This is a genomic window from Paractinoplanes globisporus DSM 43857, from assembly GCF_000379645.1.
GTDB lineage: Bacteria > Actinomycetota > Actinomycetes > Mycobacteriales > Micromonosporaceae > Actinoplanes > Actinoplanes globisporus.
This window is the reverse complement of the sequence record NZ_KB903295.1, coordinates 406,119-432,555: the sequence shown is the minus strand read 5'-3', so window position 1 is coordinate 432,555 and position 26,437 is coordinate 406,119. Positions and strand designations below refer to the sequence as shown.

Here is a 26,437-nt window from a genome sequence, read left to right as displayed (position 1 = left end):
CGTGCGCCGGCCTCGCGAGTTCAGCCTGCGGGCCCGCCTGCTCTGGCTCACCGTCACCGTGGTCACCGCGGGCCTGGCCGCCGGCGGCATCCTGCTGGTCGGCGTGCTCAACTACACGCTGCTGCGCGCGGTCAACGCCGAGGCGCTCGACACGGCCAACAGCGTCGCCAAGCTGGTCGACCAGCATTCGCTCAGCGAGCCCATCCCGGTCAACCCGGCGATGCAGGTCCAGGTGATCGACGGTCAGGGCCGGGTGCTCTCCGTCTCGGCCGGCGCCGACCGGCTCATCCCGATGCTGCACGACGACGAGCTGCGCGGCCTCAAGGACGGCGACGTCACCCGGATCCCCGGCAACCGCATCGGCCTCGACGGCGAGGCCCGGGTCGTGATGGTGACCGCCGGCCCGCCCAGCGACCCGGTCCGGGTGCTCGTCGCCCGCTCCACCGACGACCTCAGCCAGGGCGTGCACATCCTGCGGATCACGCTGCTGATCGCGTTCCCGCTGCTGGTCGCCATGCTCGCGGCGATCATGTGGCGCGTCCTCGGCGCCGCGCTGCGCCCGGTCGACGCCCTGCGCGCCGGCGCCGAGGAGATCACCGGCGGCACCCGGCACGGCCGCCTGCCGCTGCCCGAGTCGCGCGACGAGATCTACCGGCTGGCCGTGACACTCAACGGCATGCTCTACCGGCTCGACGCGGCCCGCGCCCGGCAGCGCGCGTTCGTCGCCGACGCCGCGCACGAGCTGCGCAGCCCCCTGACCAACATGCGCACCGAGATCGAGGTCGCCCAGCGCATCCCCGAGACGGACTGGCCGGCCGTCTCCGCCGACCTGCTCACCGACGTCGACCGCCTCAGCCGCCTCGTCGACGACCTGCTGCTGCTCGCCCGCTCCGACGACGGCGTGCCGGCCGGCCGCCCCGCCGCGGCCCGGATGGCCGAGGTCGACCTCGACGGCGTGGTCGCCGCCGTCGCCTCCCGCTATCAAAATGTCGGCTATTCCCGCCCGCCCGAGCCGGTGATGGCGACGGTCGAGCCCGACGCGATCGGCCGGGTCGTGGCCAACCTGCTCGACAACGCCGAGCGGCACGCCCGGTCGCGGGTCGGCGTCGAGGTGGTCGACGAGGGTGGGTACGCACGAATCACCGTTTGCGACGACGGCCCCGGCATCCCGCCCGCCGACCGGGAACGCGTCTTCGACCGTTTCACCCGCCTCGACGACGCCCGCGCGCGCGACGGCGGCGGCTCCGGGCTCGGCCTCGCGATCGTCCGCGAGCTGGTCCGCCGGCACGGCGGCACGGTCACGCTCGGCGACGTCGCACCCGGCCTCCGCGTCGACATCCGTCTGCCGGTCACCTGAAAGCCTGTCGGTCACCTGAAAGTATGCCGGGAACTTTCCGGACACCGAGACCGACCAAAGGGGCGTGCCCGGCACCGGGCGACCACCCACGCGGAAGGTATCGACACCGATGACCCTGCTCAAGCGTTCGGCCCTGGTGGCCGCCGTCGTCGGCGGCCTGACTCTCGCGCTGGCCGCCCCGGCCGCGGCGCACGTGACCGTCAACCCCAACACCGCCACTCCCGGTGGTTACACCAAGGTGACGTTCCGTGTCCCCAACGAGAAGGACAGCGCCGACACCACCAAGCTCGAGGTCACCCTGCCCGCCGACCAGCCCATCGCGTCGGTCTCGGTGAAGCCGGTGCCCGGCTGGACCGCCGTGGCCGTGAAATCCAAGCTCGCCACCCCGATCAAGTCCCACGACTCGGAGATCACCGAGGCCGTCTCCAAGATCACCTGGACCGCCGACGCCACCTCCGCGATCAAGCCCGGCCAGTTCCAGGAGTTCGACGTCTCGCTGGGCCCGCTCCCCGACAGCGGTCAGATGGTCTTCAAGGCCCTGCAGACCTACTCCGACGGCGAGATCGTCCGCTGGATCGACGAGCCGTCGACCGATGGCACCGAGCCCGACCACCCCGCACCCGTCCTGAAGATCGCCGCTCCCGCCGCCGCTGTTCCCGCCGCCGCGCCCTCATCGTCCAGCGACAATGACGGCCCCGACGCGTTCGGCATCGCGGGCCTGGTGGCGGGCCTGCTCGCGCTGATCCTGGCCCTGCTCGCCTTCCAGCGCACGAGCCGCAAACCGGCCTCGCCTGCGGCCTCGGCCCCCGTCTCCGCGGAAAAGGTTCCGGCCGCGAAGGGTTGAGCTCCTTTTACCGTACGGGGGATCGATCCGTCCCGTGGCCCGCGCGCAGCGGCCTGGTTGCCACACCGGGCCGTTGCGCCGGTTCCGGGCTTGAGTGGTCGGTTCAGCACTTCACAAGCACGTCCGCCCACGCCGCCGGATCGGCGACGCCGGTGACGCCGTCCTCGCGGTGCGCCGCCAGTGTCCGCGAGCCGGCCGCGTCGACGACAACGACCCTCAGCTGGCAGTCGTCCGCGCTCGGATACGGCACATTCGCGCAGGACCACGTCCCCGCGTCGTGCGGGCACGGTCCCTGCGGACGGTAGGGCCCGCCCGAGACGGCGCGGACCAGGGCCCAGATCTCGTCGCCGGCGCTCAGGTTCGCGAGGTACCCGTTGGAGTTCCGGGCCTGGCGCACGTTGTCCCCGGACTGCGGGAAGAAGATCCCGACGCTCGGCCTGGGCCCGTCGCCGGTCCCCGCGGCCGGTGACGTTGCCGGCCGTTTCGACTTGGTCGGCGATGGGCGGGTCGTTTGCCGCGCCGGACCGGTCGTGTAGGGCGGGATACCCACCAGGCCACCGGGCGGCGTGTCCACCCGGATGCCTTCGTCGTCGCCGGTTCCGGCGCCCGGGCCGGGCGCAACCACGGTCGTCCCCGGCGCGCTCGGTGTCACCGAGATCGCCGACGGGCCTCCGGGGGGCGCTGGAGCCGGCTGGGTCCCCGGCGACGTCGCGATGGGCTTGTCGGCGCGTTCGTTGCCCTTGGCGAGCGACACGGCGACGCAGGCGCCCGCCACCGAGAGCACGAGGATGGCGCCGACGACCGTCATCCCGCGCCGGGTCAGGCTGTAGCGGCCGATGGTCATGGTGATCGCCAGGAGGATCACGCCGAATCCCGCCAGCCCGAGCAGGATCCGCCCGTCCAGCGCGTACAACGAGATGATGTCGGCGAACGAACCGACGATGGTCAGTCCATTGACCAACCCGGTGATCAGATAGATCGTCAGCCTGGAGTGTCCGGTACCGCCGGCCCGGCTGTCCTGCTGCTGTTCTTCGCCCATGGCGCGTCGACTGCTTCCTCGCGGCACCCGGCGTGCGGCGGCGCAGGATCCAACGACCGGTGTGACCCGGGCGAAGTCACCCCCGCGGGCGACGGTTCTTGATCGAACGCGGCGTCCCGTGGTTCTACCGACATTTGGTTCGGCCGGTGGTCGAGGCGGTGCCCGAGCGGGCCGGAATCACGGAGTGTCCAGATAGGAGGGAAGCGCGGTGCCGTCCCGGTTCACCAGCCGGGTGGTCTCGATGCGCCACTCGCCGGGCAGCCACTTCTTTCCGCTGATCACGCGGTAGTAGCCGTCGCCCACGTGCACGAAACGCCATTCCTGGCAGGCGGCCCGGCCCGGCGGCCGGAACGTGATCGTGCGGCCGCAGGCGTCCAGGGCCTTCGTGCCGGTCGGGTCGGCGATCAACACGTCGCCGGTGGGCTGCAGGCGGAACTGCTGGCAGTCGGCGCCGTTCGCGGTCACCGTCTGGATCAGGTCGCCGGTGCACGCCGCCGGTTGCAGGACGCGGCCGTTGAGCTTGCTGCGGATCGTCGACCAGCCGTCCGTGGCCGGGTCGATCGCGAACATCTGGCAGTCGTTGTGCAGCCAGCCCCACTGGGCGACCCGTGCGCCGTCCGCGTTCACGCACGCCGCCACCTCGGCGATCTTGTTGCTGAAGCGGTTGCCGAGGCTGACGTAGCCGGGATCGCGCGGGTCCAGCCGCCACTGCTCGCACGGGCTGCCGGTCGGGGTGGCCAGCGCGATGTCGGCGCCCTCGTAGCCGCAGGACGGGTTCGACAGCACGCGCCCGTCGACCCGGTTGACCAGCGTCAGGTACGCCGGGCCGTGGCCGATCGCGCGGCTGCCCGAGAGCGGATCGCCGAGCGTGGGCCAACCGTCACGCCATTCGATGGGTCGTACCGATAGCTTGGGCAGACCATTGTCGTACAGGTCGTAGTAGTGGTGGACGTAGAGGTTGCCGTCGACGTCGCCCCCGCCCGGCCCGCGGAACTCGTTGTACCCGCGCAGCAGCTCGATCCCGCCGCCGGAGAGCATCGGCACGCCCGCACTGTCCACGTACGGCCCGGTGACGCTGGTGGATCGGCCGACCACGACGCGGTAGTCGCTCTCGATGCCCCGGCAGCAGTAGTCGAGGCTCTCGAAGAGGTAGTAGTAGCGGCCGTGCCGCACGATCGACGCGCCCTCGATCGAGGCGCCGCCGCGCGAGGCGAGCGAGTAGAGCGTGGTGTCGTCGGCGGCGAGCAGGCCGGTCGCCCGGTCGAGGCGGCGCATCTTGATGCCGTCCCAGAACGAGCCGAACGCGAGCCACTGCTGTCCCGCCGCGTCGACGGTCAGCTCGGGGTCGATGGCGTTGAAGTTGTCGGCCGTCGTCGAGCGGAACACCATTCCCCGGTCGACCCAGCGATAGTCCGGGCTCGCCGGGTCGAGCGTGCGATTTGTCGCCAGCCCGATCACCGAGTTGTTCGTCCCGAACGAGCTGGCCGCATAGTACAGCCGGTATTCCCCGTTGAAATAGGAAATGTCCGGTGCCCAGAAGTCGCCCGGCGTGATGCCTAGCTCCTGGACGACCCAGGCCGGCGGCGTCGTGAAGACCGGGCCGAGCTCGGTCCAGTGCAGCAGGTCGGTGGATCGTTTCATCGGCAGGTAGGTGCGGGTCGCGATGTCCCCGGTGATGAAGGCGTAGTGGTACCGCCCCTGCCGGATCATCGTGGGATCGTGCGCGATCGGGTCATCGGCGATCCGCCCGACCGCCGTGCCGCCGCCTGTCGTTTGGACTGTTGGTTCGCCCGCGCTGGCCGCCTGCGGCAGCACCGCGACAGAACCGACGATCAAAAGCATGATGGTGTACGCCCGCACCGCGCTCCGCATGAAGGCATCGTCATCAATGTCCGGCCGAAAATCCAGAGTGGAGCGCGAACGGGTCCGCGCCCCACTCCGTCGTGGTGAGGATCAGGTCACGCTGCAGGAGACCGTGGGCCAGGTCCACGACCCATTGGTCTGGATGGTGACGCCCCAGTTGTTTCCCGCGCCATTTGGTTTGGCCACCAGCACCTGGGCGCTCGGATAGCTCGCCAAGATGTTCCAGGTGGCGATGATCTTCTCGGGGGAGGGCACGTTCATCGTCACGGTCCACGAGTTCGAGCCCGTGACCGCGACGTTGAGGTTGTACCGATCGCTCCAGGACGAGCCGGCCGACAGCGTCGCCGTGCAGCTACCGCCGCCGCCTCCGCCTCCGCCGCCTCCGCCACCCCCGCCGCCACCGCTGCCGTCCGGGGCCACGGCCCGGCCGGTCTGCGGCGAGATCATGCCGGCGCACAGGCCCCGGCTCGCCAGGCCCTGGGCGATGCGCGGGATGGCCGAGAGGGTATTGGCCGGCCATTCATGCATGAGGATGATCTGACCATTGCTCAGCCGGGCGTTGGCGGCGACGATCGCGTCGACGCTCGCGCCGTTCCAGTCCTGCGAGTCGACGTCCCAGATGATCTGGGTGAGGCCGTACTTCGCCTCCACCGCCTGCAGCGTCCCGTTGGTCTCCCCGTACGGCGGGCGGAACAGCTTGGGCGTCCCGCCGCCGGCGTTGGCTATCGCCTGCTGGGTGCGGGAGATCTCCGAGTCGATCTGGGCCTGGCTCTGCTGGATCAGGTGGGGATGGGTGTAGCTGTGGTTGCCGACCCACATGCCGGCACTGATCTCGGCCCGCACCTGCGCCGGGTAGGAGGCCGCGAACTGGCCCTCGTTGAACATGGTGGCGCGCAGCCCGTTCGCCCGGAGCGCGTTGAGGATGGCCGGGGTGTGGTCGTTCGAGGGCCCGTCGTCGAAGGTGAGCCCGACATACCCGTTGCAGGTGGCGGCCTGCGCCGGTGTCGCGAGCCCGGCGATCGTGCCCGCGGCGGCGAGTGCCGCGACGGCGATGCTGGTGAGAAGGGAACGCTTGGTCATCATTCGCGTGCGTCCGCGGCGGCGACCATCAGGGGGAGCGTCCATGGGCAACCTTTCTCAAGCGGCCGGCTTTCCCCGGCAAGGCTGTTGTGCGGGCAGCCGGAATCACCCCGGCCGGTGGAAGCCGAAGTCATGTCCAGCACAGAATTGATTCGGCCACCGCGACCGCGGAGGCCCTCCCACTCATCGACGACGATCGAGTCCCGTCGATGGCGTCAGTATTGGCCCGCACGGCGCGCCATGTCAACAACTTCCGGAAACTTAGCGGTACCCCTCAAAGCCGCTTCGTCGCCGCATAGTCCCAGGCCACCGCCCATGCGGCCCCGATGATCCCCGACGGATCACATCTCACGACGCAGCATTCCTCGCCCACAGTACCGATGTGTGACCGGAAGTTTCGGAATCACCCCGAACGTTTCCCCATGCCAGGCGCATGCCAGCATCAAGAAATACGGCCGAAGCCATGCCCCTGGCACGCAGAGCAACCACCCGCGAAGCGCCCCGGCCCGCGTCCACCGCGACCGGGCGGCGGCCAGCCCGTGGCGACCGCCCCGACCTCCCGCGGACCGTGCACGACCGCGCTCAGTGCGACCGGGCGGCGGCCGGACCGTGCCCACTCAGCGCGACCACTCGCGGGCCGTGCGCGAGCGCGCTAAGTGCGGCTGGGCAGCGGTCGGGCCGTGGCGACCCGGCACGACCGGCTGGGCCGTGGCGACCCGGCAAGACCGCCCACGGAACGTGCACGACCGCCCACGGAACGTGCACGACAGCGCCCATCGTGACCGGGCAGGGCCGCAACCACGAAGGGGGCGCGGCGAGGCCTGGCGCTTCACCGTGGGCGGGCGAGGCTAGGCGCGTCGCTGCGTGCCGGCGCAACGTCTGGCCGCGCTGCGTGGTGTCAGGACGCGTAGCGGCGTTCGGCTCGGGCTCGGGCCTTGGCGGCCTCGATCTCGCGGTTTTTGGGCGGGGCGACGGTGGTCAGTTCGCCCAGCAGGTCGGCGGTCGCGGCGGCCACGGCGGCGACGGCGCGGTCGAAAGCCTCCTGGTTGATCTGGGATGGCCGGGTGGTGCCGGCGATCTTCCGCACATACTGCAGGGCGGCGGCGCGGATCTCGTCCGCGGTGGCCGGCGGCTCGAAGTTGTGCAGCTGGTGGATGTTCCGGCACATCGGGTCTCGTCCTCCCACTCGGGCTGTCGCCCAACCTACGCCGAGGGTCCGACAGAAACTTCGCGGGCGGCCGAAACGACGGGGGCCTTCCGGCGGGGAACGGCGCTACGCCACGGCCGGCACACGGTCGGCCGAAACGACGGTGCCTGCGGGCTGGGACCGGCGCTACGCCGCGGCCAACATACGCTCGGCCGAAACGACGGGGCCCGCGGGCTGGGACTGGCGCTACGCCGCGGCCAACATACGCTCGGCCGAAACGACGGTGCCTGCGGGCTGGGACCGGCACTACGCCGCGGCCAAGGCACGCTCCGCGGGAACGTCATGGGGGCTGCGGGCCGGCAGCAGCAGCGTCACGCCCAGGGCCAGGATCCAGAGCCCCCAGGCCGTGCTGCCGAGGAACCCGGCCGCGTCCCACACCGGGAAGCCGGGCAGGGCCGTGGCCATCACATCGCCCTGGTTGAGCAGGTAGAGCGCTGACGCCACCAGCCCGGCCCAGCCGATCCATCGGGGGAGCACCCCGCCGCGCAGCGCGATCATACTCACCGATACCGACCACACGATGGCCAGCAGCTGCCCCAGATGCTCGCCCAGCAGGGCCCCGCCGAACTGGTGCTGAGCCGTCCACGCGGCCTCCACCGCGGCGCGGGTGACGGGGGAGCCGGAGGTCCACGAGTGGGCCAGCGGCGGGACCACGAAGACCCACCGCAGGAAGCCGATCACCGACAACAGGACCGACGCGGCGCCGATCAACGTCGCCATCCGCAGGGCGGGCAGGCGCGGGGCGGGCAGGCGCAGGGCCCGGGGGAGAAGGAGTATCGGTATGGCCAGCAGACCGTAAGTCCAGGCCGTGGCGAACCAGGTCCACACCAGCGAATCGCCCCCGCCTTCGAAGGCCGCCAGCACTGTCGGCGCCGGCGCGCGGAGGATGTCCGGCCAGTCGAAGGTGGCCGACAAAATGCTCGACGCCACGCCGAACGAGACGGCCGCGATGAGGAAGAAAAGACCGTTTGCCCTGCGAATACTCATGACATTCCAATCTTGTACGCCGTGCAGAGTTACCCAATGCTGTACGGTGTGCAGAGATGTTGTCAAGGAGGATGGCACGCATGGCCGAGACGAGGCGGAAGCCGGGACCGCGCCGGGCCCTCACCGAGCGGGAGATCGTCGACGCTGCCCTGGCCCTGCTGGACGCCGGCGGTGCCGAGGCCGCCTCGATCCGCCGGATAGCGGCCGCCGTGGGGGTCGCGCCCAACGCGGTCTACACGTACTTCCCCGACAAGGCCGCCGTCGAGCGCGCCCTGGTGGAGCGGATCCTCGAGGATGTCCAGGCCCCGGCGGAGGGCGACTGGCGACCGGCGGTCGAGGCGCTCGCGATCGGCCTGCGCAGCCGGCTCGTCGCGCACCCGGGCGCCGTCCCGCTCATGCTGGGCGGCCCGATGGACGGCCCCCACGCTCTCCGGCTCGGCGAGCTCCTCCTCGACCTGCTCGCCGCGAGTGGCCTCGATGCCGCGTCGGCGGCGCGAGCGTCGTACACGCTGATGGTCTATGTGTTGGGTGCCGCCGCGCTGGAGGTAGCCGACGGGCCTCCGGGACCGCTGCCGCCGGAGGCGGAAAGGATTGCGGCGCGCCACGCCGCTCTGGGTGAGGTGCCCGCCCAGGCGTTCCCCCGCACGGCCGCCGCCACCGGCGTGATGGCCACCTGGGTCGGCACCGAGCAGTTCCTGTGGGGGCTGCGGCGGGTGCTCGACGGGCTCGAGGCGGCGGCGAAATAAACTTGTGAAGCATGGTGCACTGGTACGAGTCGTCGATCGACCGGCAGCTGCGCGAGGCCACCGAGCGCGGCGAGTTCGACAACCTCCAGGGGTCCGGCAAGCCCCTGCCCGGCCACGGCCGGGAGTACGAGGAGGACTGGTGGGTCAAGGACTGGCTGGAGCGTGAGGGCGCCACCGCGGGCGTGATCCCGCCGACGCTGGCGCTGCGCCGGGACGTGGAGGATCTCGAGGCCCGGGTCGACCGGCTGCGCACCGAGCGTGAGGTCCGCGACTACGTCGCCGAGCTCAACGAGCGCATCCGCAAGGCGAACGTCGGTCTGATGGATGGGCCGCCAGTGGTGCTCCCGCCGAGAGACGCCGACCGGGTGGTGGCGGGCTGGCGGGAGCGCCGGGCCTAGCTGATCTCCTGCACGTGGAGCGGGTCGCCGGTGAGAACGTCGCTGCGCACGAAGGCGAGCTGGATGTGCACGTCGGTGAACCAGAGGACCGGCAGCGTCAGCGGCGGCGGCTGTGACGGCGTGAAGGTGACCGGGATCAGGCCGAACAGGTTGCCCTTGAACTCGGGGGTGTAGAACTTCACGGTCCCGGTCGTGGTGAGCTCCTTGCTGGAGATCACCGTCTGGGCCCCGTTCGGCTCGTCGACGGTCAGCTTGAACGGCTTGTTCACGGCCTTGTCCATGCTGAACTTCAGCGCCTTGTACGACCCGCCGCCCGCCGTCGGCATGTCGACCACGCCGTCGTACGTCGAGTTGTACATGGTCAGGGAGTCGACCTCCATGGCGCCGGGCTTCTTCGCCACGGTCGGGATGTCGTCGGCGCTGGCCAGCTTGCCGAAGACGCGGGGGCCGAGGCAGGGGATCACGTCGTCGCTCGCGGCGGTCGTCGCCGCGGCGGCCTTGGTGGTCTTGGTCGGCTCGGCGCTGGTGGCGGTGGTCGTGGAACCGGTGGTGGGGTCGGCGGCCGGCGCCGTCGTGGTGGGATCGGCGGCGGGCGTGGTGGTGGTCACCGACGGGGAAGGCGACGTGCTCGGGGTCTCGTCGCCGATCCCGAGCAGGTTGCTGACGCCGTCGACGACTCCCTCGATGCCGTCGAGGATCGGGGTGCTGCTCTCCTGAGTCGCGGTGGCGGTGGTGGTGGGGTCCGCGGCGGCCGTGGTCTTCCCGGCGGCGGCGGTCGTCTTCTCCGCCGCGGCTTCGGTGGTCTTCGCGGCGGCCGCGCTCTTCTTGGCGGGGTCGGCGGCCGCGGGGGAGGTGGTCGTGGTGGCGATCGAGGGCAGGCCCGCGGGGCACTCGTCGTCGGCGCTGGCCGGCAGGGTGCTTCCGGCGGCGATGATCGTGGCGGTCACCGCGACCGGCACCAGCGCGAGCACCATGGCCCGCGGGTTGCGGGCCAGGCGCTGCAGGCCCGCCGCGCGGGGCGCCCCGGCCGTCGGCGGCTCCTCCGGCGCGGCGCCCTGACTGGCGGGCCGGACAGGCGAGCCGGCGGACCCAGGTGAGCCGGCAGGGCCGGGCGACCCAGCGGCCCCGCGCGGCCCGGGCGAGCCGGCGGGTGCGGCCGGGCCGGGCGGGCTGGCGGGCCCGCCCGGCCCGGCGGGCTCGTGCGGCCGGTCGTCGTGCCCGGCGATCTCGATCTGCTGGGTCTCGTCGATGTCGCGCCGCTCGTTGAAGATGTCGTCGCCGACGTCGACCGGGCCGTCCTCGTGGTGGTCGGTGGGCTCATCGGTCGGCGGGCCGGCGAGCGGCGTCCCGGGCCGCCGCTTGGGCGGTCCCCAGGCGATGACCAGCGCGCCGCCGAGGATGCCGAGCAGCATGCCGAGGAAGAAGCCGCCGAGGTTCAGGCCGATGAACGAGTAGAGCGAGGCCAGCAGCCCGACGATCCCGTAGAACAACCGCTGGGCCGGGGTGAACGCGGCCAGCAGCGCGCACAGGATGATCACCAGCGGCACCACGTAGGAGAGGAAGCCCTGCGGGCCGATGTGCACCTTCAGGTCGCCGAGGTCCGCGTTGGCGGTGTAGAGCAGCTCCAGGCCGGCGATCAGCATGATGAGGCTGCCCCAGAACGGGCGGCGCCGACGCCAGTGGCGGAACTTGCCCCAGAAACCGTCAGTCGCTGCCACTACTAGTCCTTCCACACACATACATCGGTCATGACGCCGGTCGAGAAGATAGCCGAACAAAGGGGTGGGGCTCGCGAGCAGTCTCGCGAGCCCCGAAGGGTGCAGTATCAGCCGTTGAAGCAGTCGTGGTCGCCGCCCAGCAGCGCCAGGTGCATGCCCTGCAGCGAGAAGGTCCCCGCCGAGGTCGAGGTCGCGGTCTGCTTCAGGTTGTCGATGTCCACGCTCGAGGCGCCCTGACCGAAGCCCCCGACGGCGCCGTGGGCGTTGGCGCCGGCCTGGTTGAGGGTGCTGGCGTCCTGGCCGATGTTGATCGACGTGAACGTCGCGTCACCACTGAGGTCGGACATGCCGATCAGCAGGTCGGTGGCGCTGACCTGCTTGTGGTCCGCGGTCTTGCCGGCCTCGATACGCAGGGTGAACTTACCGAGCGGGGTGTCGCCGACGACCGACTGGCACAGGTCGTTGATCGTGGCGGACTGAATGCCCGACACGGCCACGGCCTTCGCGCCCGTCTTGGTGATGTCGGCGCCGCTGTACTGAACGAAGCCGTCGCCGTGCAGGTGCGACGCGGTCAGGTGGAAGTCCTGACCGGAGACGGTGAAGCTGGCGGCCAGAGCGCCCTGGGCCAGCGCAACAACCAGGCCGCCCGCGACAACCGTGGGCACACCCACTGCGACCGCGAAGCGCTTCCAGTTGGTGCGCCCCTCCATCGCCTCTTGCGAATCCATCAACGGATCCTCCTATGGAATGTCAGACGGCTCGCAGGCCTCACCGCCATGGGCTCGCATCGACGGGCGACCCTGTCGAATCCACCGTCAGCAGAGAGGTCCGTCGATGCCGTCGATTAACGTGCGGGAAATGTTGCCGCCCCTGCTCAGCGGTTACAAGTGGCGGACCTACCAGTCAGTAACCCAGCTCACTCAAAGTTGATCACGCACAGTGACATTCGCCATTGGATCGCCGGGACTTCCCCACCTAATTTGGACAGAACCGTGGCCGATGACCGATGTGATGGTCACCACGTGTATAGGGAGCCCCGAAGGTTACGGATCAGTAACGAAACCCAGCCAGCACTCAGGTACCGGTGCTACCGACTAGATGTCTGACCACTCAACGGATCTCGGGGGAAGGATCGTGGGGATGGCACCGGAAGAACCCGGACTGCGGCGTGGGGGCGCCCTGGCCCGGCTGAGCGGCGTCCTGATACTCATCGGCGCCCTCGTCGGCGTCGCGGCCATACCGGCGGGCGTGATCCTGCTGTCGGCCGCGCACTGGTCCGACCAGCAGCGCGCCGAGCTGCCCGAACAGCTGCTCAACCCGCCGACGGCCCAGGTCACCCGCGTCTACGCGAACGACGGCAAGACGCTGATCACCACGTTCTACGACGAGGACCGGCACGACGTCGCGCTCGGCCAGATCGCCGGCGTCATGCAGCAGGCGATCGTGGCCGCCGAGGACGTCCGCTACTACCAGCACGGCGGCGTCGACCTGAAGGGCGCCGTCCGCGCGCTGGTCACCGACGCGCAGAGCGGCCAGGCCGCGCAGGGCGCCTCGACGATCACCATGCAGGTGGTGCGCAACGTCCTGAAGGAGGACCCGACGCTCACCGCCGCCGAGCGGGCCGAGGCCACCGCGGACACGCCGGGCCGCAAGCTCAAGGAGATCCAGTACGCGATCGAGCTCGAGCAGCGGCTCAGCAAGCAGCAGATCCTGCAGAACTACCTGAACATCGTGTACTTCGGCGACGGCGCATACGGCGTGGAGGCGGCCGCCCGCCGGATCTTCGGCGTCACCCCGGCCCGGCTCGACCTGGCCCAGGCCGCCATGATCGCCGGCATCGTGCAGTCACCCGACGCCGACAACCCGGTCAGCGGCGACAAGAAGCGGGCAAAGGACCGCCAGCTGTACGTGCTGGGCGCCATGCAGAAGGCCGGGATGATCACCGCAGCCCAGCAGAAGGCGGCCGCCGCCGAGAAGCTCACCTTCACCGGCAAGACTCAGCCCAACGGGTGCGTGGACGCCTCCGGCACGGCCGACGGGTGGGGCTTCTTCTGCGACTACGTGCGCAGCTGGTTCGACTCGCAGCCGCAGTTCGGCAAGACCACCGCCGAGCGCGACACGGCCCTGCGCCGCGGCGGCTACACGATCGTCACCACGCTCGACCCGGACGTGCAGAAGGCCGCCGCCGAGCAGTCCCGCTCGGTCTACGGCCTGAACAGCAAGAAGGTGCTGCCGATCGCGGTGGTCCAACCGGGCACCGGCAAGGTGCTGGCGCTGGCCGTCAACCGCCACTACAGCACCGCCAAGGGCATCTCGAACACGGTCAACCCGCTGGTCAGCGGCGGTCCCAACCTGCACGGCTACCCCTCGGGCTCCACCTTCAAGATGTTCACCATGCTGGCCGCGCTCGAGGCCGGCATGCCGCTGGACACCGGCTTCGACGCGCCGGCCAAGCTGCCCACCGAGTGGCCGGACAGCGGCCCGGACAGCTGCGGCGGCAAGTACTGCCCGGGCAACAGCAACCCGGCCTGGATGGACGGCTTCCGCACCATGTGGGACGCGTTCGGCCGCTCGGTGAACACGTACTTCGTGCACCTGGAGGAGCAGGTCGGCCCGGCCGCCGCGGTGGCCGAGGCCAAGAAGCTGGGCATCAGCTTCGGCTCCCCGCAGGACGCCGAGATGGCGAAGAACAGCGCCGACAGCTGGGGCTCGTTCACCCTCGGCGTCATCGACACGACCCCGCTCGAGCTGGCCTCGGCCTACGCCACGGTGGCCGCCGAGGGCACCTACTGCGCGCCGCTGCCGGTCCAGTCGATCACCGGCGCCGACGGGGCGAAGGTCGCCGTCTCCAGCACGTGCAAGCAGGTGCTCGACCCGGACATCGCGCGCGCCGCCACCGATGCGGCCCGCTGCCCGGTCGGCCAGCAGGGCGCGTTCGGCCGGTGCGACGGCGGCACCGCCGCCCAGGTCGACTCGATCATGGGCGGGCGGCCGGTGGCCGGCAAGACCGGCAGCACCGAGGACAACCGTACGGAGACCTTCGTCGGCTTCACCCGCACGATGGCCGCGGCCGGCATCGCGGCCGATCCGGCGAACCCGTCCGACCACGTCGGCAGCGCGGTCGAGTCCCAGGTCGTCACCGCGGTCGGCAAGGCACTGCGGGCCGCGGTCGGCGACGGCGACTACCCCGACTTCACCCCGCCCAGCGACGAGATCGCCTTCGGCGGCTGAAGCACAAGGCGGCTGAAACGGGTCAGGAAAGGGTGGTCACCTGCCGAATTGAGGAGGGTGACCACCCCTGAGCGGGAGCGCCCGGCATGAATCTCAGGCACCGCGTCGCCGCGGGATTCGCGATCCTGTGCGTGCTCTTCCTCGCGCTCGTCCTGCTGCAGGTCGTGGCCGGCGACCGTTTGCAGGAGGAGCACGAGCGGCGGCTCGGTCGCCTCGAGCGCCTGCTCGACGCCAACCACCAGGTCCTGCAGTCGATGACCGACGCCGAGACCGGGGTGCGCGGGTTCCAGCTCACCGGCGAGCGCGCCTACCTCACCCCGTACGACACCGGCCGGACCGGCGCGTCCGAGGCGCTCGACCGGCTGGCCGCCGGGTCCACCAGCCGGACGCTGCACGGGCTGGTCGACACCGAGCGCGCCACGGCGGCGCAGTGGCTCAACGCGTACGGCGTCCCGATCGTCTCGGCCGGTGTCGCCGACGCCGACCCCGACCTGGCCGCCCGCGGCAAGCGGATCTTCGACGAGCTGCGCGCCGTCAACGCCGCCGTGACCCAGCGCCTCGACACCGAGCGCGCCGCCGTCATGGCCGCCGACCGCCGCGACACCCACCGCATCCAGCTGCTGTTCGCCGTGCTCGCCGTGCTCGTGCTGCTCACCGGCCTCGGCCTCGCCTGGATGCACCAGCGGCACCTGCTGCGCCCGCTCGAGCACATCCGGCACACGCTGCGCCGCCTCGCCGACGGCGACCGGTCGGCGCGGGCCCGCCCGGCCGGGCCGTGGGAGCTGCGCGCGGTCGTCGGCACCCTCAACGACCTGGCCGCCGAGACCGAGCGGCTGATCACCGACGAGCAGTCCCGGGCCCGGGCCGGCGAGCTGCGCCAGCGGGTCGCGGCCGAGCTGCGCGGCGAGCGCGACTTCACCGAGAAGGGCCACCGGGTCGCCCGGATCATCGCGGAGGCGCTCGGCGGCGACGCCGTCTACGCCCGGGCCACCGTCGGCCCGGGCGCCGGCCTCGCGGTCACCTGGCCGCACGAGGCTCCCGCGCCCGCCGCCGAGCTGGTGCGGCACATCCGCGCGGGCGAGCCCGGCACGGTGCGCGAGCTCGACGCCGGGCTGGCCGTGGCGCTCAGCGGCGACGACGACTGCCCGCCCGGCCTCGTGCTGGTCACCCGGGCCGGCGGCGACTGGACCGAGGCCGAGCGCACCCAGCTCGCCGCCCTGTGCCGGGAGATCGACCACGCGGTGCGCCAGGAGCGGATGCGCCTGCGGCAGACCCGGCTCATCACCGAGCTGCGGACCCTCGACGAGCAGAAGGATGTCTTCGTCTCCACCGTCACGCACGAACTGCGCACCCCACTGACCAGCATCATCGGCTACACCGAGATGCTCACCGACGGCGAGTCCGGCGGCGAGTCCGGCGGCGGGTCCGACGGCGAGAACGACGGCCTTTCGCCGATGCAGCGGCGCAGCCTCGGCGCGATCCTGCGCAACGCCCACCGGCTGCAGGCCACCGTCGCCGACCTGCTGCTGCTCGACCGGGCCGGCGAGCGGATCGGCGCCGACCCGGCCCCGGTCGACCTGGCCGCCATGCTCACCGGCGTGCATGACGGGGCCGCCGCCGCGGCCCGGGCCAAGAACGTGGCCGGCGTGCTCGACGCGGGGCCGGCCTGGGTGCTCGGCGACGGGCCGCACCTGGAGCTGGCGCTGCGCAAGCTCGTCGACAACGCGATCAAGTTCACCCCGGCCGGCGGGCGCTTCGAGCTACGCCTGTCCGCCGACGAGACGACCGCGACGATCACCGTGACCGACACCGGCATGGGCATCCCCGCCGACGACCTGCCCGGCCTGTTCACGCCGTTCCACCGGGCCACGAACGCCATGGACCAGGCGGTTCAGGGCCCCGGCCTCGGCCTCGCGATCGTCCGCGACATCGTCACCGAGCACGGTGGTACGGTCTCGGCGAGCTCGGAGGTCGGGCGGGGCTCGGTCTTCACCGTGACGCTCCCCGTGCTGTCGCCCGCCGCGGTGGAGGCAGTACACAGCTGATCGGCAGCTTCCTGTCGTGGTGTACACAGCTCCCGCACAGAAGATTGCGGGATGATCCAACCCCGGTCGGCACACCCGCCCTTCTCGCGGCGGACGATCGCAAGGCTGGTCCAGGTGGCCGGCCTGTTCGACATCCTCACCGTGGTCGTGCCCCACCCGCGCGGCCGCATGGAAGCGGTCATGGATTTCGTCCCGGCCGCCGGCGTCCTCTCCGCCCACGCCGCCACCGTCGTGGTCGGCATGCTGCTGGTCTACCTCGGCGCCGGCCTGCGCCGGGGCAAGCGCCGGGCCTGGCAGGTCGCGGTCGGCCTGACCGCCGCCTCGATCGCGCTGCACCTGGTCAAGGGCTTCGACCTGGGCGCCGCCGGGGTGGCCGCGATCCTGCTGATCATGCTGCTGGCCACCCAGGACCGGTTCACCACGATCGCCGATCCGGCCCACCGCTGGCGCGCGCTCACCGCGCTGGCCGGCTTCGCGACGGCCGGTTTCGTCCTCGGCTTCGTCGAGATCGCGGTCCGCGCCAACCGCCTCGACGGCACCCCCGGGGTGATCGACTGGGCCAAGGAATCCGCCCTCGGATTGATCGGCCTCGATGGTCCGGTGGAGTTTCGATATCGGTTGGGCGCCGACGCGGTCGCCTACACCACCGGCGCGTGCGGTCTTCTCGCCGCCGGGGTGGCCCTGGTGATCCTGCTGCGGCCCGGCTCGCGCCGGCCGCAGCGCGACGGTGACGGCGAGGCGCGCCTGCGCGAGCTCCTTCAGCGGTACGGGGGAGCCGACTCGCTCGGCTATTTCGCGCTGCGCACGGACAAGGCGCTGATCTGGGCCCCGAACCGGGCCGCCGTGGTCGCCTACCGGGTCGTCAACGGCGTGAGCCTGGCGGCCGGCGACCCGATCGGGCCGGAGTCGGCCTGGCCCGAGGCCATCGGCGCCTGGCTCGCCGACGCCGACCGGCACGGCTGGACTCCCGCGGTCCTGGGCTGCGGCAACGCGGCCGGGAGGGCGTACCGCAAATGGGGTCTTGATGTTGTGGAACTTGGTGACGAGGCGATCGTGGACACCGCGGCGTTCTCCCTGAACGGCCGGCCGATGCGCGGCGTGCGGCAGGCGGTCAACCGGATGCGGCGGGCCGGCTACACCTGCCGCGTCGTCCGGCAGCGGGACCTCACCGAGACCGAGCTGGCCGCCGCGGTCCGCGCCGCCGAGCTGTTCCGCGATGGGCCGGTCGAGCGTGGCTTCTCGATGGCGCTGTCCCGGTTCGGCGACCCGCGCGACGCCGACTGCCTGCTCGTGCTCTGCCACGACGAGCAGGGCGTGCTGCGCGGCCTGCTGCAGTTCGTGCCGTGGGGCGCCGACGGGCTCTCGCTCGACCTCATGCGCGGCGACCGCACCGCCGACAATGGACTGACCGAACTAATGGTCAGTGCCGTCCTGGAACAAGCAAACCATTTGGGCGTACGCCGGGTGTCGCTGAATTTCGCGGTGCTGCGCTCGGTCTTCGCGCGCGCGGACGAGCTCGGCGCCGGACCGGTCCTGCGGCTGTGGCACCGGCTGCTCCTGCTCGCCTCGAAGCTGTGGCAGATCGAGTCGCTCTACCGCTCGAACGCGAAGTACCAGCCGTCGTGGGCGCCGCGCTACCTCTGCTTCCCGACCGCGCGCGACCTGCCCCGGATCGCGGTCGCCGCGCTGACCGCCGAGGCCTTCCTCCCCACGCCCCGCTTGCCCAGCCTCCGCCGCGCCCCGGCCGCCGACGCCACCGAGGTTCTGGCATGAGCCTCACCGGCCTGCCCTTGCTGTCGCTCTCGGGGTTGCTCACGGTCGCCACGGCCGCGCTGCTCGTCTGGCTGTGGCGGCGCGCCTGGATCGCCGCGCGCGTCGGGGGAGTGCTGCTGCTCGAGGCCCTCGTGGTCTTCACCATCGGGCTCGAGGTCAACCGCAGCCAGCAGTTCTACCCGTCCTGGCAGGCGCTGGCCGGCGACACCGGCACGACCTCGGTCACCGAGCAGGTGCACGCCGGCCTGCTCGACGAGCACCTGCCGCCCGGACCGTTCCGCTGGCGTCCGCCCGGCCTGGCCGCCTGGCACCTGGCCGGGCCACCGCTGGTGACGCTGCCCGCCGACTACCGCGACCGGCCGCGGGTGGAGTTCCCGGTCGTGCTGGCGCTGGGTACGCGGGCGCCGCGTACGGACAATGCCGTGACCGTGACGATCACGCCCACCGCCCGCACCACCGCCGCCGAACTTCTCCGCACCCTCCCGTCCGACCTGCGGCACGACCTGCGCGTCTCCGCCGTCGGCTGGGACGTCCTCGGCGGCCGCGCGCTCGGCGCGGCGTTCGCGGCCGGCGCGCCCGCCGGACTGGCCCAGCGCGACCGCCCGATCGGCGACCTGCCGCCCGCCCTCGCCGCCCCGCTGAGGTTGCCCACGTCATGACTCTCGCCCTCGCACTGGTCGCCGTGCTGCTGACCGCCGTGCTGCTCGGCGCCGCCTGGAACCGGCTGCGCGTGATCGGCCGTTCCGGCCTGATCCTGTCCTGCGTGCTCAGCGTGGTCGCGGCCGCGGCGATCGAGCTCAACACGCTGACCGAGGCCTACCCGACGGCCGGCGTGCCCGCGCGCGCCGCGGCCGCCGCCACCGGCAGCCAGATGCTCACCGTGACGGTGCCGGGCCGTGCGAGCCGGCTCACCCTGCAGATGTACGTCTACCTGCCCGCCGCCTACCGCACCGGCCATCACCGCTTCCCGGTGATCGAGGCGCTGCACGGTTACCCCGGCTCGCCGAAGACGTGGCTGACCCGGCTGCACGTCCAGTCGTCGCTGGATCAGGAGATCGCCGCCGGCCGCATGGCCCCCACGGTCGTGCTGTTCCCCTATCAGACCCCGCAGCACCTGCTCGACACCGAATGCACGAACCTGCGCGGCGGCGCCCAGGCTGAGACTTTCCTGACCGTCGACGTGCCCGCCTTCGCCCGCGCCCACTACCGCGTCCGCGCTGATCGCCCGGCCTGGGGCCTGACCGGGTACTCGGCCGGCGCGTTCTGCGCCATCAACCTCTCGCTGCGCCATCCCGCCGAGTACGCCGCCGCTGCCAGCATGTCCGGATATTCTTCGCCCGGCATCACCGTCGGCGACGGATCGGAGAAGACCACGAACAACCCCGGCTGGCGCCTGCACCACCTGCCACAGCCCCCGATCGCCCTGTGGCTGGGCTGGGCCGCCGACGACCGGGAGTCCGCCCGCGACTCCCGCCGCCTGGCCGCCGCCGCGCACGCCCCGCTCTCGATGACCACGGCGGTCGTGGCCCACGGCGGTCACAGCGACGCGGTCTGGATCCAGATGGAACCGCCGTCGTTCGACTGGCTCTCCGCGCACCTGGCCAGGCCTCTCCCGTGAGGCGCGCCGCCGTCCTGCTGTCCCTCCTCCTGCTGACAGCGTGCAGCTCCCCGCGCGTGGCCGCCGGCGACCCTCTTATGCCCACGGTGGTCACCCTCGGCGATTCGGTCCCGGCCGGCGCCGCTTGCGGTTGCGACCCATTCCCCACGCTGTACGCCCGGGACCAGCACGCGGTCGACGTCAACCTCGCGGAGAGCGGCTCCACCGCCGCCGACGTGCGCGCCGAGATCCCCGCCGAGAGCGACGTCCTCGCCACGGCCGCCGAGGTGGTCATCATGACCGGCGCCAACGACGTGGCCGACACGATCGACGACAACACCTCGTACACGGCCGCGGCCGCCGGCGTGCAGTCCGACGTCACCGCCACCATCGCCGCCATCGAGCAGATCCGGCCGGTCCCGGTGATCGTCCTCGGCTACTGGAACGTGGTCGAGGACGGCCAGGTCGGCGCCGACACCTACGGCCCCGACGGCGTCCGCGACGCCGCCGAGGCCACCACCCTGGTCAACAATGCCCTCGAGGCCGCCGCCAAGACCTCGCCCGAGGCCACCTACATCTCCACGCTCCCCGCCTTCCACGGCCAGGACGGCACCCACGACCCCACCGGCCTGCTGGCCCCCGACGGCGACCACCCCAACGCCGCCGGCCACGCCGCGATAGCCGCCCTGCTCCCACCCCTGCCCGCATCACCACCGCCACCGGCCTCGCCGCGTTAGTCGGCCCGTTCCGTCAGCGGGACGTGATGGAGCCGTCGGCGGCGATCGTCACCGTCGCCGTGTCGGTGGCGTTCGAGCAGCCGCGAACCGTCTTGACGTGACGGACCTGGACCGACGGCGTCGCCTCGAGCAGGACCGTGCCGCCGGCGGTCGTGACGGCGAGATCGAGCCGAGTCGTGCCCGGGCCGTCCACCGGGAGAAACACCCGGTCGATCGGCTGACAACGCCCGTGGCCAACGCACACCTCGGCGGCGTCCGGATGGGCGGTCGCATAGGCGGTCGCGTCGATGTGGATCTCGCTCACCGCGACATGCATCGGGCAGGCACGCCCGGCTGAGCAGCCGGACACGAGCAGGACGGCGACCACCGCACGGAGAACGCGCATGGCGGTTCGACTCCACGGCCCCGCCCCGCGTTCCTGAGGCAAGCCGCTACTGTCGCGATCATGGTCGAACACGATGTCCTCGGCGTCACCCGCGACGCGTACGACGCGATGGCCCTCACCTACGCCCAGATGTTCCGCGACTCGCTGCAGGACAGTCCGCTGGACCGCGCGATGCTGGATGCCTTCGCCGCGGTAGTCATCGCTGGTGGCGGCGGCCGGGTCGCGGACCTCGGGTGCGGGCCCGGCCATGTCACCGCCTACCTGGCCGAGCTGGGGCTGCCGGCGTTCGGCCTCGACGTCTCTCCCGCGATGATCGAGCTGGCGCGCGAGGCCTATCCGGACCTGCGGTTCGACGTAGGCACGATGACCGCGCTGACCATCGCCGACGGCACACTGGCCGGCGCACTCTCCCGCTGGTCCATCATCCACACCCCGCCCCCGGTGGTCCCCACCATCCTGGCCGAGTTCCACCGCGTGCTGGCCCCCGGCGGCCACCTCCTACTCTGCTTCTCCGCAACCGAGAACCCGTCCCACCCCACGCAGGTCTTCGACCACACCGTCGCCCCCGCCTACCGCTGGTGGCCCGACCACCTGGCCACCCTCCTGCGCGACGCCGGCCTGACCGAGGTAGCCCGCATGATCCGCCAGCCCGAACCCACCGACCGCCGCCAGTTCGAGTCGGTCCACCTGCTGGCCCGCAAGCCCTAGCCGCCACCTTCACCCGCCCACCGCACCAGCCGCAACACTTTGCTCTGCGCACCGGGACGCCCCGCTCTGCGCACCAGGACGCCCCGCTCTGCTTACCGGGACGCCCTGCTCTGCTTACCGGGACGCCCTGCTCTGCGCACCGGGACGCCCTGCTCTGCTTACCCGGGCGCCCACAGGGGGTCGCGCCGTGCGTATAGGTGAGCAGAGCAAGGAGGTCGCGCGTATAGGTGCGCAGAGCAAAGTTGTCCGGACCAGGACCACTGACCTGTAGCTGAGGGCTGGCCACTCCATGAGATCGGCTCGCGGTGACCGCGGAATGGGCTGGATGATCAGCTGACCGATTCGTCCGGGTGTGCGATGGTCAATGGAAGTTGATCAATGGGACTATTCGCGGATGGCTGAGGAGCAAAACCGGACGAAGACCACCACCATGATTGCGTACGGGAGTGCGATCGCTCTCGTGTCCGGTCTGGGCGCCGGGGTTCTGATCTGGCTCGCGTCCTATGTCGACGCGCACCCGCCCAGGACGCTTCCGGGCACGGTGCTCTTTCTCCTCGCCGGCGGGCTGGTCATCCTCGCCGTCGCGATGCCGTTCGCCGCGATCGGGATGCGCCGGTTTCACGAACACCGGCAGGAGCAGAGCGAGAAGGAGTTCAAGTCGATCGAGAACGCGTCGGGGAAGGTCATCGACGAGGCGCTCGGCGGCCTGATCTCGTTCAACTTCCGGCTCATGGACCGGTTCATCAACGTGGCGCTCATGCAGGCGAAGGCGGCCTACCTGCTCTGCGCCGTCTCGGCCGGCGCCGCGCTGCTGGTCCTGCTCACCGGCACCGCCATGCTTCTGACCGCCGGCACGGCCCAGGTCTGGGTCGGCGGCCTCACTGCCGCCGGCACCGCGCTGTTCGGCTTCATCAGCGTCACCTTCATGCGGATGTTCCGGGCGACCTCACGTCAGATGAGCTACTACTACGGCCAGCCGCTGGTGCATTGTTATCTGCTGCACGCCGAGTGGCTGGGCGAGCGCGCCTCCGAGCTGGGCCGCGAGCCCACGCGCCTGGACAAGGAACTCATCCACGCCACCATGCGGGCCGGTCACGACGCCCAGAACCACCTGCTCCAGCTGGTGGATCCCAAGCACCAGTTCCACGACGCCGAACCGCGCAAGCCCTTCCTCGGCACCGAAGCGGTCAGCGGGACCTGATCGTGCCGTCGGACGGGTGTTCCGGGTCGATGGGGGCGGGACCCGCGCGGCGGCGATCGCAGCCGCTGCCGGCCTGGTGTCCGTGGCGGTGGGGAGCCTGAGCGGCGTGATGGGGTGATCAGGGGGAGCGATGGGCTCTCTGCAGGCCCTCCCAGACGCGGTCGCGGGTGAACGGCAGGGCGTTGAAGCGGACGCCGGTGGCGTCGCGGAGGGCGTTGGCCATGGCCGGGGCTACCGGGTTGAAGGGGCTCTCGCTCATCGACTTGGCGCCGAGCGGGCCGATCGCGTCGGTGGTGTCGGCGAAGTGGACCTCGGTGCGGGGGACGTCGGCGAAGGTCGGCAGGTGGTACTGGCGGAAGCTGGTGGTGGTCACCTGGCCGGTGGGGGAGATGTCGACGTGTTCGGCCATGGTCGCACCGAGGGCCTGGGCTACGCCGCCCTCGATCTGGCCCCGGCATTGCAGCGGGTTCATCACGGTGCCGGCGTCGGCGCTGTGCACGCTGCGCAGGATGCGGATCTCGCCGGTCTCCGGGTCGACGGCCACGCGGAACCATTGGGCGTTGAAGGCCACCGACCGCGGCGTGCCGTCGAAGTGGCCGGTGGCGCTCAGCCCGGTAACGGAGTCTCCCGCGGCCAGGATCTTCTTCCGCAGGGCGGTGGCGGCGTCGAGCACCGCGCGGCCGGCGACGACCACGCCGGTGGAGGCGAACGCGCCGGTGTCGTGCGGCACCACATCGGTGTCCGACTGCCGGACGCAGATGCGGTCGGGGGTCGTGTTCAGGGCGTCGGCCGCGATCTGGGCGTGGACCGTCGTGCTGCCGTTCCCGAACTCCGCCGTGCCGACCGCGATCTCGTAGCGGCCCCCGGGCAGCACGGTCGCCGTGGCGTCCGCGATGTGCCCGCCGGGCGGTCCGGCCGCGATCATCGCGATCGCCATGCCCTCGCCGACGAGCCAGCCCTCGGGACCGGCGACCGGCGAGGCGGCGGCGTCACGGATGAAGCCCAGACACTGGTCCAGGCCGTAGCTGGCGATCGACAGGTCGTCCACGTGGTCGCCGGGCGAGAGCAGGGGCTCTCCGGGCCGTACGATATTGGTCTCTCGCATGGTTATGGGGTCGAGCCCGAGCTGGGCGGCCAGTTCGTCCAGAACCGACTCCACCGCGAAGGTCACCTGCCCGAGCCCGTACCCGCGGAACGCCCCGGACGGCACGCTGTTCGTGTAGACGGAGTACGCCTCGGTCGCCTTGTTCGGGCAGCGGTAGACCGCGAGGGACTCGTGGCAGCCGTGATACATCACCGAAGGACCATGATTTCCGTACGCCCCGGTGTCCGCGACCACCCGCAGCCGTAGCGCGGTGAGAGTGCCGTCCTGCCGGGCCCCGGCCTTCAGCGTGACCGTGAACGGGTGCCGGGTCGTCGCCGAGGTGAACTGCTCGGCCCGCGTGTACTCGAGTTTGACCGGCCGCCCCAGCCGCAGCACGGCCAGCGCCACCAGGTCCTCGACCAGCATCTCCTGCTTGCCGCCGAAGCCACCGCCGACCCTTCCGGTCAGCACCCGCACCCGCTCGGGCGGCAGATCGAACAGCGACGCCACCGCTCGCCGGGTGAGGAACGGCGTCTGGGTGCTCGACCGGATCACCAGCCGCCCGGCGTCGTCGAGCCAGCCGGCCGCGCCGTGCGTCTCGAGGCTCGCGTGCTGCACCCGCCCCGACGAGAACGTCTCCTCGTAGACCGCGTCGGCCTCGGCGAACCCGGCCTCCACGTCCCCGAGCTCCGCCTTCAGCTCGCCGACGACGTTGGGCAGCGGGGAGTGCACCAGCGGCGCCCCCGGACGCATGGCCGTGAACGGGTCGAGCACGGCCGGCAGCAGCTCGTACTCGACCGTGATCGCCCGGCACCCCGCCTCGGCCGCCGCCTCCGAGGTGGCCACCACCGCCGCGACCCGCTGGCCCGCGAAACGAACCACATCATCCAGTACGCGGGTGTCGGCCGGATCCTCGGCGACGTTCTCGTGCTGCGCGGTCGAGAACAGCTTGGTGGGAGCGTCGGCGTGGGTGAAGACCGCCTCGACGCCGGGCACCGCCAGCGCCGCCTCCACCGAGATCGCCGCGATCCGGGCGTGCGCGTGCGGCGACCGCAGCACCTTCATGTGCAGAACCCCGGGAACGTCCAGGTCGAACGTGTACCGCGCCTGTCCGGTCACCACCTGCGGCCCGGCCGGCGCGCCGAGGCTTGAGCCGACCGCGCTCCCGGGCGCCGGCGTGGCCGCGTTGACCACGCCCGCCACGGCGTCGGCGATCGCGCGGTATCCCGTACACCGGCAGAGGTTGCCTTTGAAGGCACGGGGAAGATCGGCGCGCTGGTCCTCGGTGAGCGCGGCCGTCGTCATGATCAGCCCGGCCGTGCAGAACCCGCACTGGAAGCCCTGCGCGTCGAAGAACGCCCGCTGGGCGGGATGCAGGCCCTCCGGTCCGGCGAGACCTTCGATGGTGGTCACGCTGCGTCGTTCCGCCCGGAAGGCGGGATAGACACAAGAATGCACCGGTACGTCGTCGACATGCACCGTGCACGCGCCGCAGTCGCCGGTGTCGCAGCCCTTCTTGACCCCGAAGCAGCCCTCCTCGCGCAGGTAGGTCCGCAGGCACTGGCCGGGGCGGGGTGGGCGCTCGTGCTCCTCGCCGTTGATCCTCACCGGTCCAGCTCCTGCCGTATCTGCTCGGCGTAGAGCCGGGTGAGGTGCCGCCTCCACGCCGGCGATCCGTGCACATCGGCGACGTACGCGTCGTCGGGAATACGCTCGGTGAGCGCGATCTGCACGACCTCGGCCCCAGGATATGTCGGAAATCTCAGGACGTAGGGGCGCTTCGTGGCCGCGGTCACCGTGATGACCAGCCCGGAATCGGCGACGCGGCCGATCACGAGCACGCCGGAGCGCCCGAGCGCGTGCAGGGAGCCCTGGCGATATGCCGTCTCTGCCGACAGTGCCGACGCGGGCAGATGCATGGACCGCAGCAGCTCGCCCTCCCGCAGAACCGTCTCACCCTCGCCGGTCACGAAATCTCGTACTAAAACGGTACGAGATCCATCGGGACTCAGGAGGAGACACGAGCCGTCCAGGGCGGCTCCCAGAGCGATCATCGGGCCGGCCGGCAGGGCGGCGCACAGGTTCCCGCCCACGGTCGCCACGTTCCAGATCTTGAAAGAGGCGAGGAAGGCGTGGCAGCACCGCTCCACGATGTCGAACCCGGACGCCGCGATCTCGGCGATCGTGCAGGTCGCGGCCACCTCGAGCCCGTCCTCGCGCAGCGTCAGCGCGGGCCACCCGGCGGCCGTGAGATCGAGCAGCCGGGTCAGGTGCGGCCTCGGTTCCGCGAACAGGGCCGTACCGCCACCGAGCCACGCGTCGCCCGGCCGCCACTGGCCCACCCCGGCCGGGCTGATCACGTCGGCGACGGTGTTCAGGTCCACGTTCGTACGTTACGCGCCCGTTGTTTCAGATCTTCGCGAGAAGCGGATCGCCC

The 26,437-nt window shown here is 71.5% G+C and carries 22 protein-coding genes; 12 read left to right on the top strand and 10 right to left on the bottom strand.

Annotated features, from left to right (window positions below; translation table 11 throughout):
• Position 1: 1 nt before the first annotated feature.
• Both A3CQ_RS0108735 and A3CQ_RS0108730 read left to right on the top strand, forming a co-directional pair.
• Positions 2 to 1,357: a sensor histidine kinase gene (locus A3CQ_RS0108735; protein WP_020510547.1), complete on the top strand. Its 1,356-nt coding sequence runs from the start codon at positions 2 to 4 to the stop codon at positions 1,355 to 1,357.
• A gap of 109 nt (positions 1,358 to 1,466) precedes the next feature.
• Positions 1,467 to 2,201, top strand: coding sequence for a YcnI family protein (locus A3CQ_RS0108730; RefSeq protein ID WP_020510546.1), 735 nt, complete (start codon positions 1,467 to 1,469; stop codon positions 2,199 to 2,201).
• Between the two features lie 103 nt (positions 2,202 to 2,304).
• On the opposite strand, the gene A3CQ_RS0108725 is transcribed toward A3CQ_RS0108730, so the two are convergent.
• The 5 genes from A3CQ_RS0108725 to A3CQ_RS0108705 form a co-directional block, all read right to left on the bottom strand.
• Positions 2,305 to 3,240 carry a hypothetical protein gene (locus A3CQ_RS0108725; RefSeq protein WP_026205467.1) on the bottom strand — a complete coding sequence of 312 codons (936 nt, stop codon included), beginning with the start codon at positions 3,238 to 3,240 and terminating at the stop codon, positions 2,305 to 2,307.
• 177 nt (positions 3,241 to 3,417) lie between these two features.
• Entirely contained in the window at positions 3,418 to 5,112 is a 1,695-nt protein-coding gene (locus A3CQ_RS57180) for a family 43 glycosylhydrolase (RefSeq protein ID WP_020510545.1), read from the bottom strand.
• 81 nt (positions 5,113 to 5,193) lie between these two features.
• Positions 5,194 to 6,186 (bottom strand): polysaccharide deacetylase family protein, encoded by a 993-nt coding sequence (locus tag A3CQ_RS0108715; protein ID WP_020510544.1) that lies wholly within the window; start codon positions 6,184 to 6,186, stop codon positions 5,194 to 5,196.
• Between the two features lie 895 nt (positions 6,187 to 7,081).
• Positions 7,082 to 7,351, bottom strand: a complete 270-nt coding sequence (locus A3CQ_RS0108710) for a DUF2277 domain-containing protein (protein WP_020510543.1) — start codon at positions 7,349 to 7,351, stop codon at positions 7,082 to 7,084.
• A 285-nt stretch (positions 7,352 to 7,636) separates the two neighbouring features.
• Complete coding sequence (locus tag A3CQ_RS0108705; RefSeq protein WP_020510542.1) at positions 7,637 to 8,377, bottom strand: DUF4386 domain-containing protein; 741 nt, start codon at positions 8,375 to 8,377, stop codon at positions 7,637 to 7,639.
• An 80-nt stretch (positions 8,378 to 8,457) separates the two neighbouring features.
• Between A3CQ_RS0108705 and A3CQ_RS0108700 the strand changes: the two genes are divergently transcribed.
• On the top strand, positions 8,458 to 9,123 hold the full coding sequence (locus A3CQ_RS0108700; RefSeq protein WP_020510541.1) for a TetR/AcrR family transcriptional regulator: 666 nt from the start codon (positions 8,458 to 8,460) through the stop codon (positions 9,121 to 9,123).
• Positions 9,124 to 9,134: 11 nt separating this feature from the next.
• A complete protein-coding gene (locus A3CQ_RS0108695) occupies positions 9,135 to 9,521 on the top strand; it encodes a DnaJ family domain-containing protein (protein WP_020510540.1) in 387 nt (128 codons plus the stop codon).
• Here A3CQ_RS0108695 and A3CQ_RS63595 read toward each other — a convergent pair.
• Positions 9,518 to 11,239, bottom strand: a complete 1,722-nt coding sequence (locus A3CQ_RS63595) for a DUF6114 domain-containing protein (protein WP_020510539.1) — start codon at positions 11,237 to 11,239, stop codon at positions 9,518 to 9,520. The two genes, A3CQ_RS0108695 and A3CQ_RS63595, sit on opposite strands and share 4 nt — an antisense overlap.
• A 107-nt stretch (positions 11,240 to 11,346) precedes the next feature.
• Positions 11,347 to 11,967 (bottom strand): DUF6230 family protein, encoded by a 621-nt coding sequence (locus A3CQ_RS0108685; RefSeq protein WP_026205466.1) that lies wholly within the window; start codon positions 11,965 to 11,967, stop codon positions 11,347 to 11,349.
• Between the two features lie 412 nt (positions 11,968 to 12,379).
• Between A3CQ_RS0108685 and A3CQ_RS0108680 the strand changes: the two genes are divergently transcribed.
• From A3CQ_RS0108680 to A3CQ_RS0108655, 6 genes are all read left to right on the top strand, one after another.
• Positions 12,380 to 14,470 (top strand): transglycosylase domain-containing protein, encoded by a 2,091-nt coding sequence (locus A3CQ_RS0108680; protein ID WP_020510537.1) that lies wholly within the window; start codon positions 12,380 to 12,382, stop codon positions 14,468 to 14,470.
• Between the two features lie 86 nt (positions 14,471 to 14,556).
• Positions 14,557 to 16,515, top strand: coding sequence for an ATP-binding protein (locus A3CQ_RS0108675; RefSeq protein ID WP_020510536.1), 1,959 nt, complete (start codon positions 14,557 to 14,559; stop codon positions 16,513 to 16,515).
• Positions 16,516 to 16,566: 51 nt separating this feature from the next.
• Positions 16,567 to 18,288 carry a phosphatidylglycerol lysyltransferase domain-containing protein gene (locus tag A3CQ_RS0108670; RefSeq protein WP_020510535.1) on the top strand — a complete coding sequence of 574 codons (1,722 nt, stop codon included), beginning with the start codon at positions 16,567 to 16,569 and terminating at the stop codon, positions 18,286 to 18,288.
• Positions 18,285 to 18,947: a hypothetical protein gene (locus tag A3CQ_RS0108665; RefSeq protein ID WP_020510534.1), complete on the top strand. Its 663-nt coding sequence runs from the start codon at positions 18,285 to 18,287 to the stop codon at positions 18,945 to 18,947. The genes A3CQ_RS0108670 and A3CQ_RS0108665 overlap by 4 nt, the downstream gene beginning before the upstream one ends.
• Complete coding sequence (locus A3CQ_RS0108660; RefSeq protein WP_020510533.1) at positions 18,944 to 19,906, top strand: alpha/beta hydrolase; 963 nt, start codon at positions 18,944 to 18,946, stop codon at positions 19,904 to 19,906. The genes A3CQ_RS0108665 and A3CQ_RS0108660 overlap by 4 nt, the downstream gene beginning before the upstream one ends.
• Positions 19,903 to 20,622 (top strand): SGNH/GDSL hydrolase family protein, encoded by a 720-nt coding sequence (locus A3CQ_RS0108655; protein WP_040431884.1) that lies wholly within the window; start codon positions 19,903 to 19,905, stop codon positions 20,620 to 20,622. The genes A3CQ_RS0108660 and A3CQ_RS0108655 overlap by 4 nt, the downstream gene beginning before the upstream one ends.
• Positions 20,623 to 20,635: 13 nt before the next feature.
• On the opposite strand, the gene A3CQ_RS0108650 is transcribed toward A3CQ_RS0108655, so the two are convergent.
• Positions 20,636 to 21,007, bottom strand: coding sequence for a hypothetical protein (locus A3CQ_RS0108650; RefSeq protein WP_020510531.1), 372 nt, complete (start codon positions 21,005 to 21,007; stop codon positions 20,636 to 20,638).
• A gap of 60 nt (positions 21,008 to 21,067) precedes the next feature.
• Between A3CQ_RS0108650 and A3CQ_RS0108645 the strand changes: the two genes are divergently transcribed.
• Positions 21,068 to 21,715, top strand: a complete 648-nt coding sequence (locus tag A3CQ_RS0108645) for a class I SAM-dependent methyltransferase (protein ID WP_020510530.1) — start codon at positions 21,068 to 21,070, stop codon at positions 21,713 to 21,715.
• Positions 21,716 to 22,109: 394 nt separating this feature from the next.
• Entirely contained in the window at positions 22,110 to 22,916 is an 807-nt protein-coding gene (locus A3CQ_RS0108640; protein WP_020510529.1) for a TRADD-N-associated membrane domain-containing protein, read from the top strand.
• Between the two features lie 118 nt (positions 22,917 to 23,034).
• On the opposite strand, the gene A3CQ_RS0108630 is transcribed toward A3CQ_RS0108640, so the two are convergent.
• Together A3CQ_RS0108630 and A3CQ_RS0108625 are read right to left on the bottom strand one after the other, a co-directional pair.
• On the bottom strand, positions 23,035 to 25,608 hold the full coding sequence (locus A3CQ_RS0108630; protein WP_020510527.1) for a molybdopterin-dependent oxidoreductase: 2,574 nt from the start codon (positions 25,606 to 25,608) through the stop codon (positions 23,035 to 23,037).
• Positions 25,605 to 26,384 carry an FAD binding domain-containing protein gene (locus tag A3CQ_RS0108625; protein WP_020510526.1) on the bottom strand — a complete coding sequence of 260 codons (780 nt, stop codon included), beginning with the start codon at positions 26,382 to 26,384 and terminating at the stop codon, positions 25,605 to 25,607. The genes A3CQ_RS0108630 and A3CQ_RS0108625 overlap by 4 nt, the downstream gene beginning before the upstream one ends.
• Positions 26,385 to 26,437: the final 53 nt, after the last annotated feature.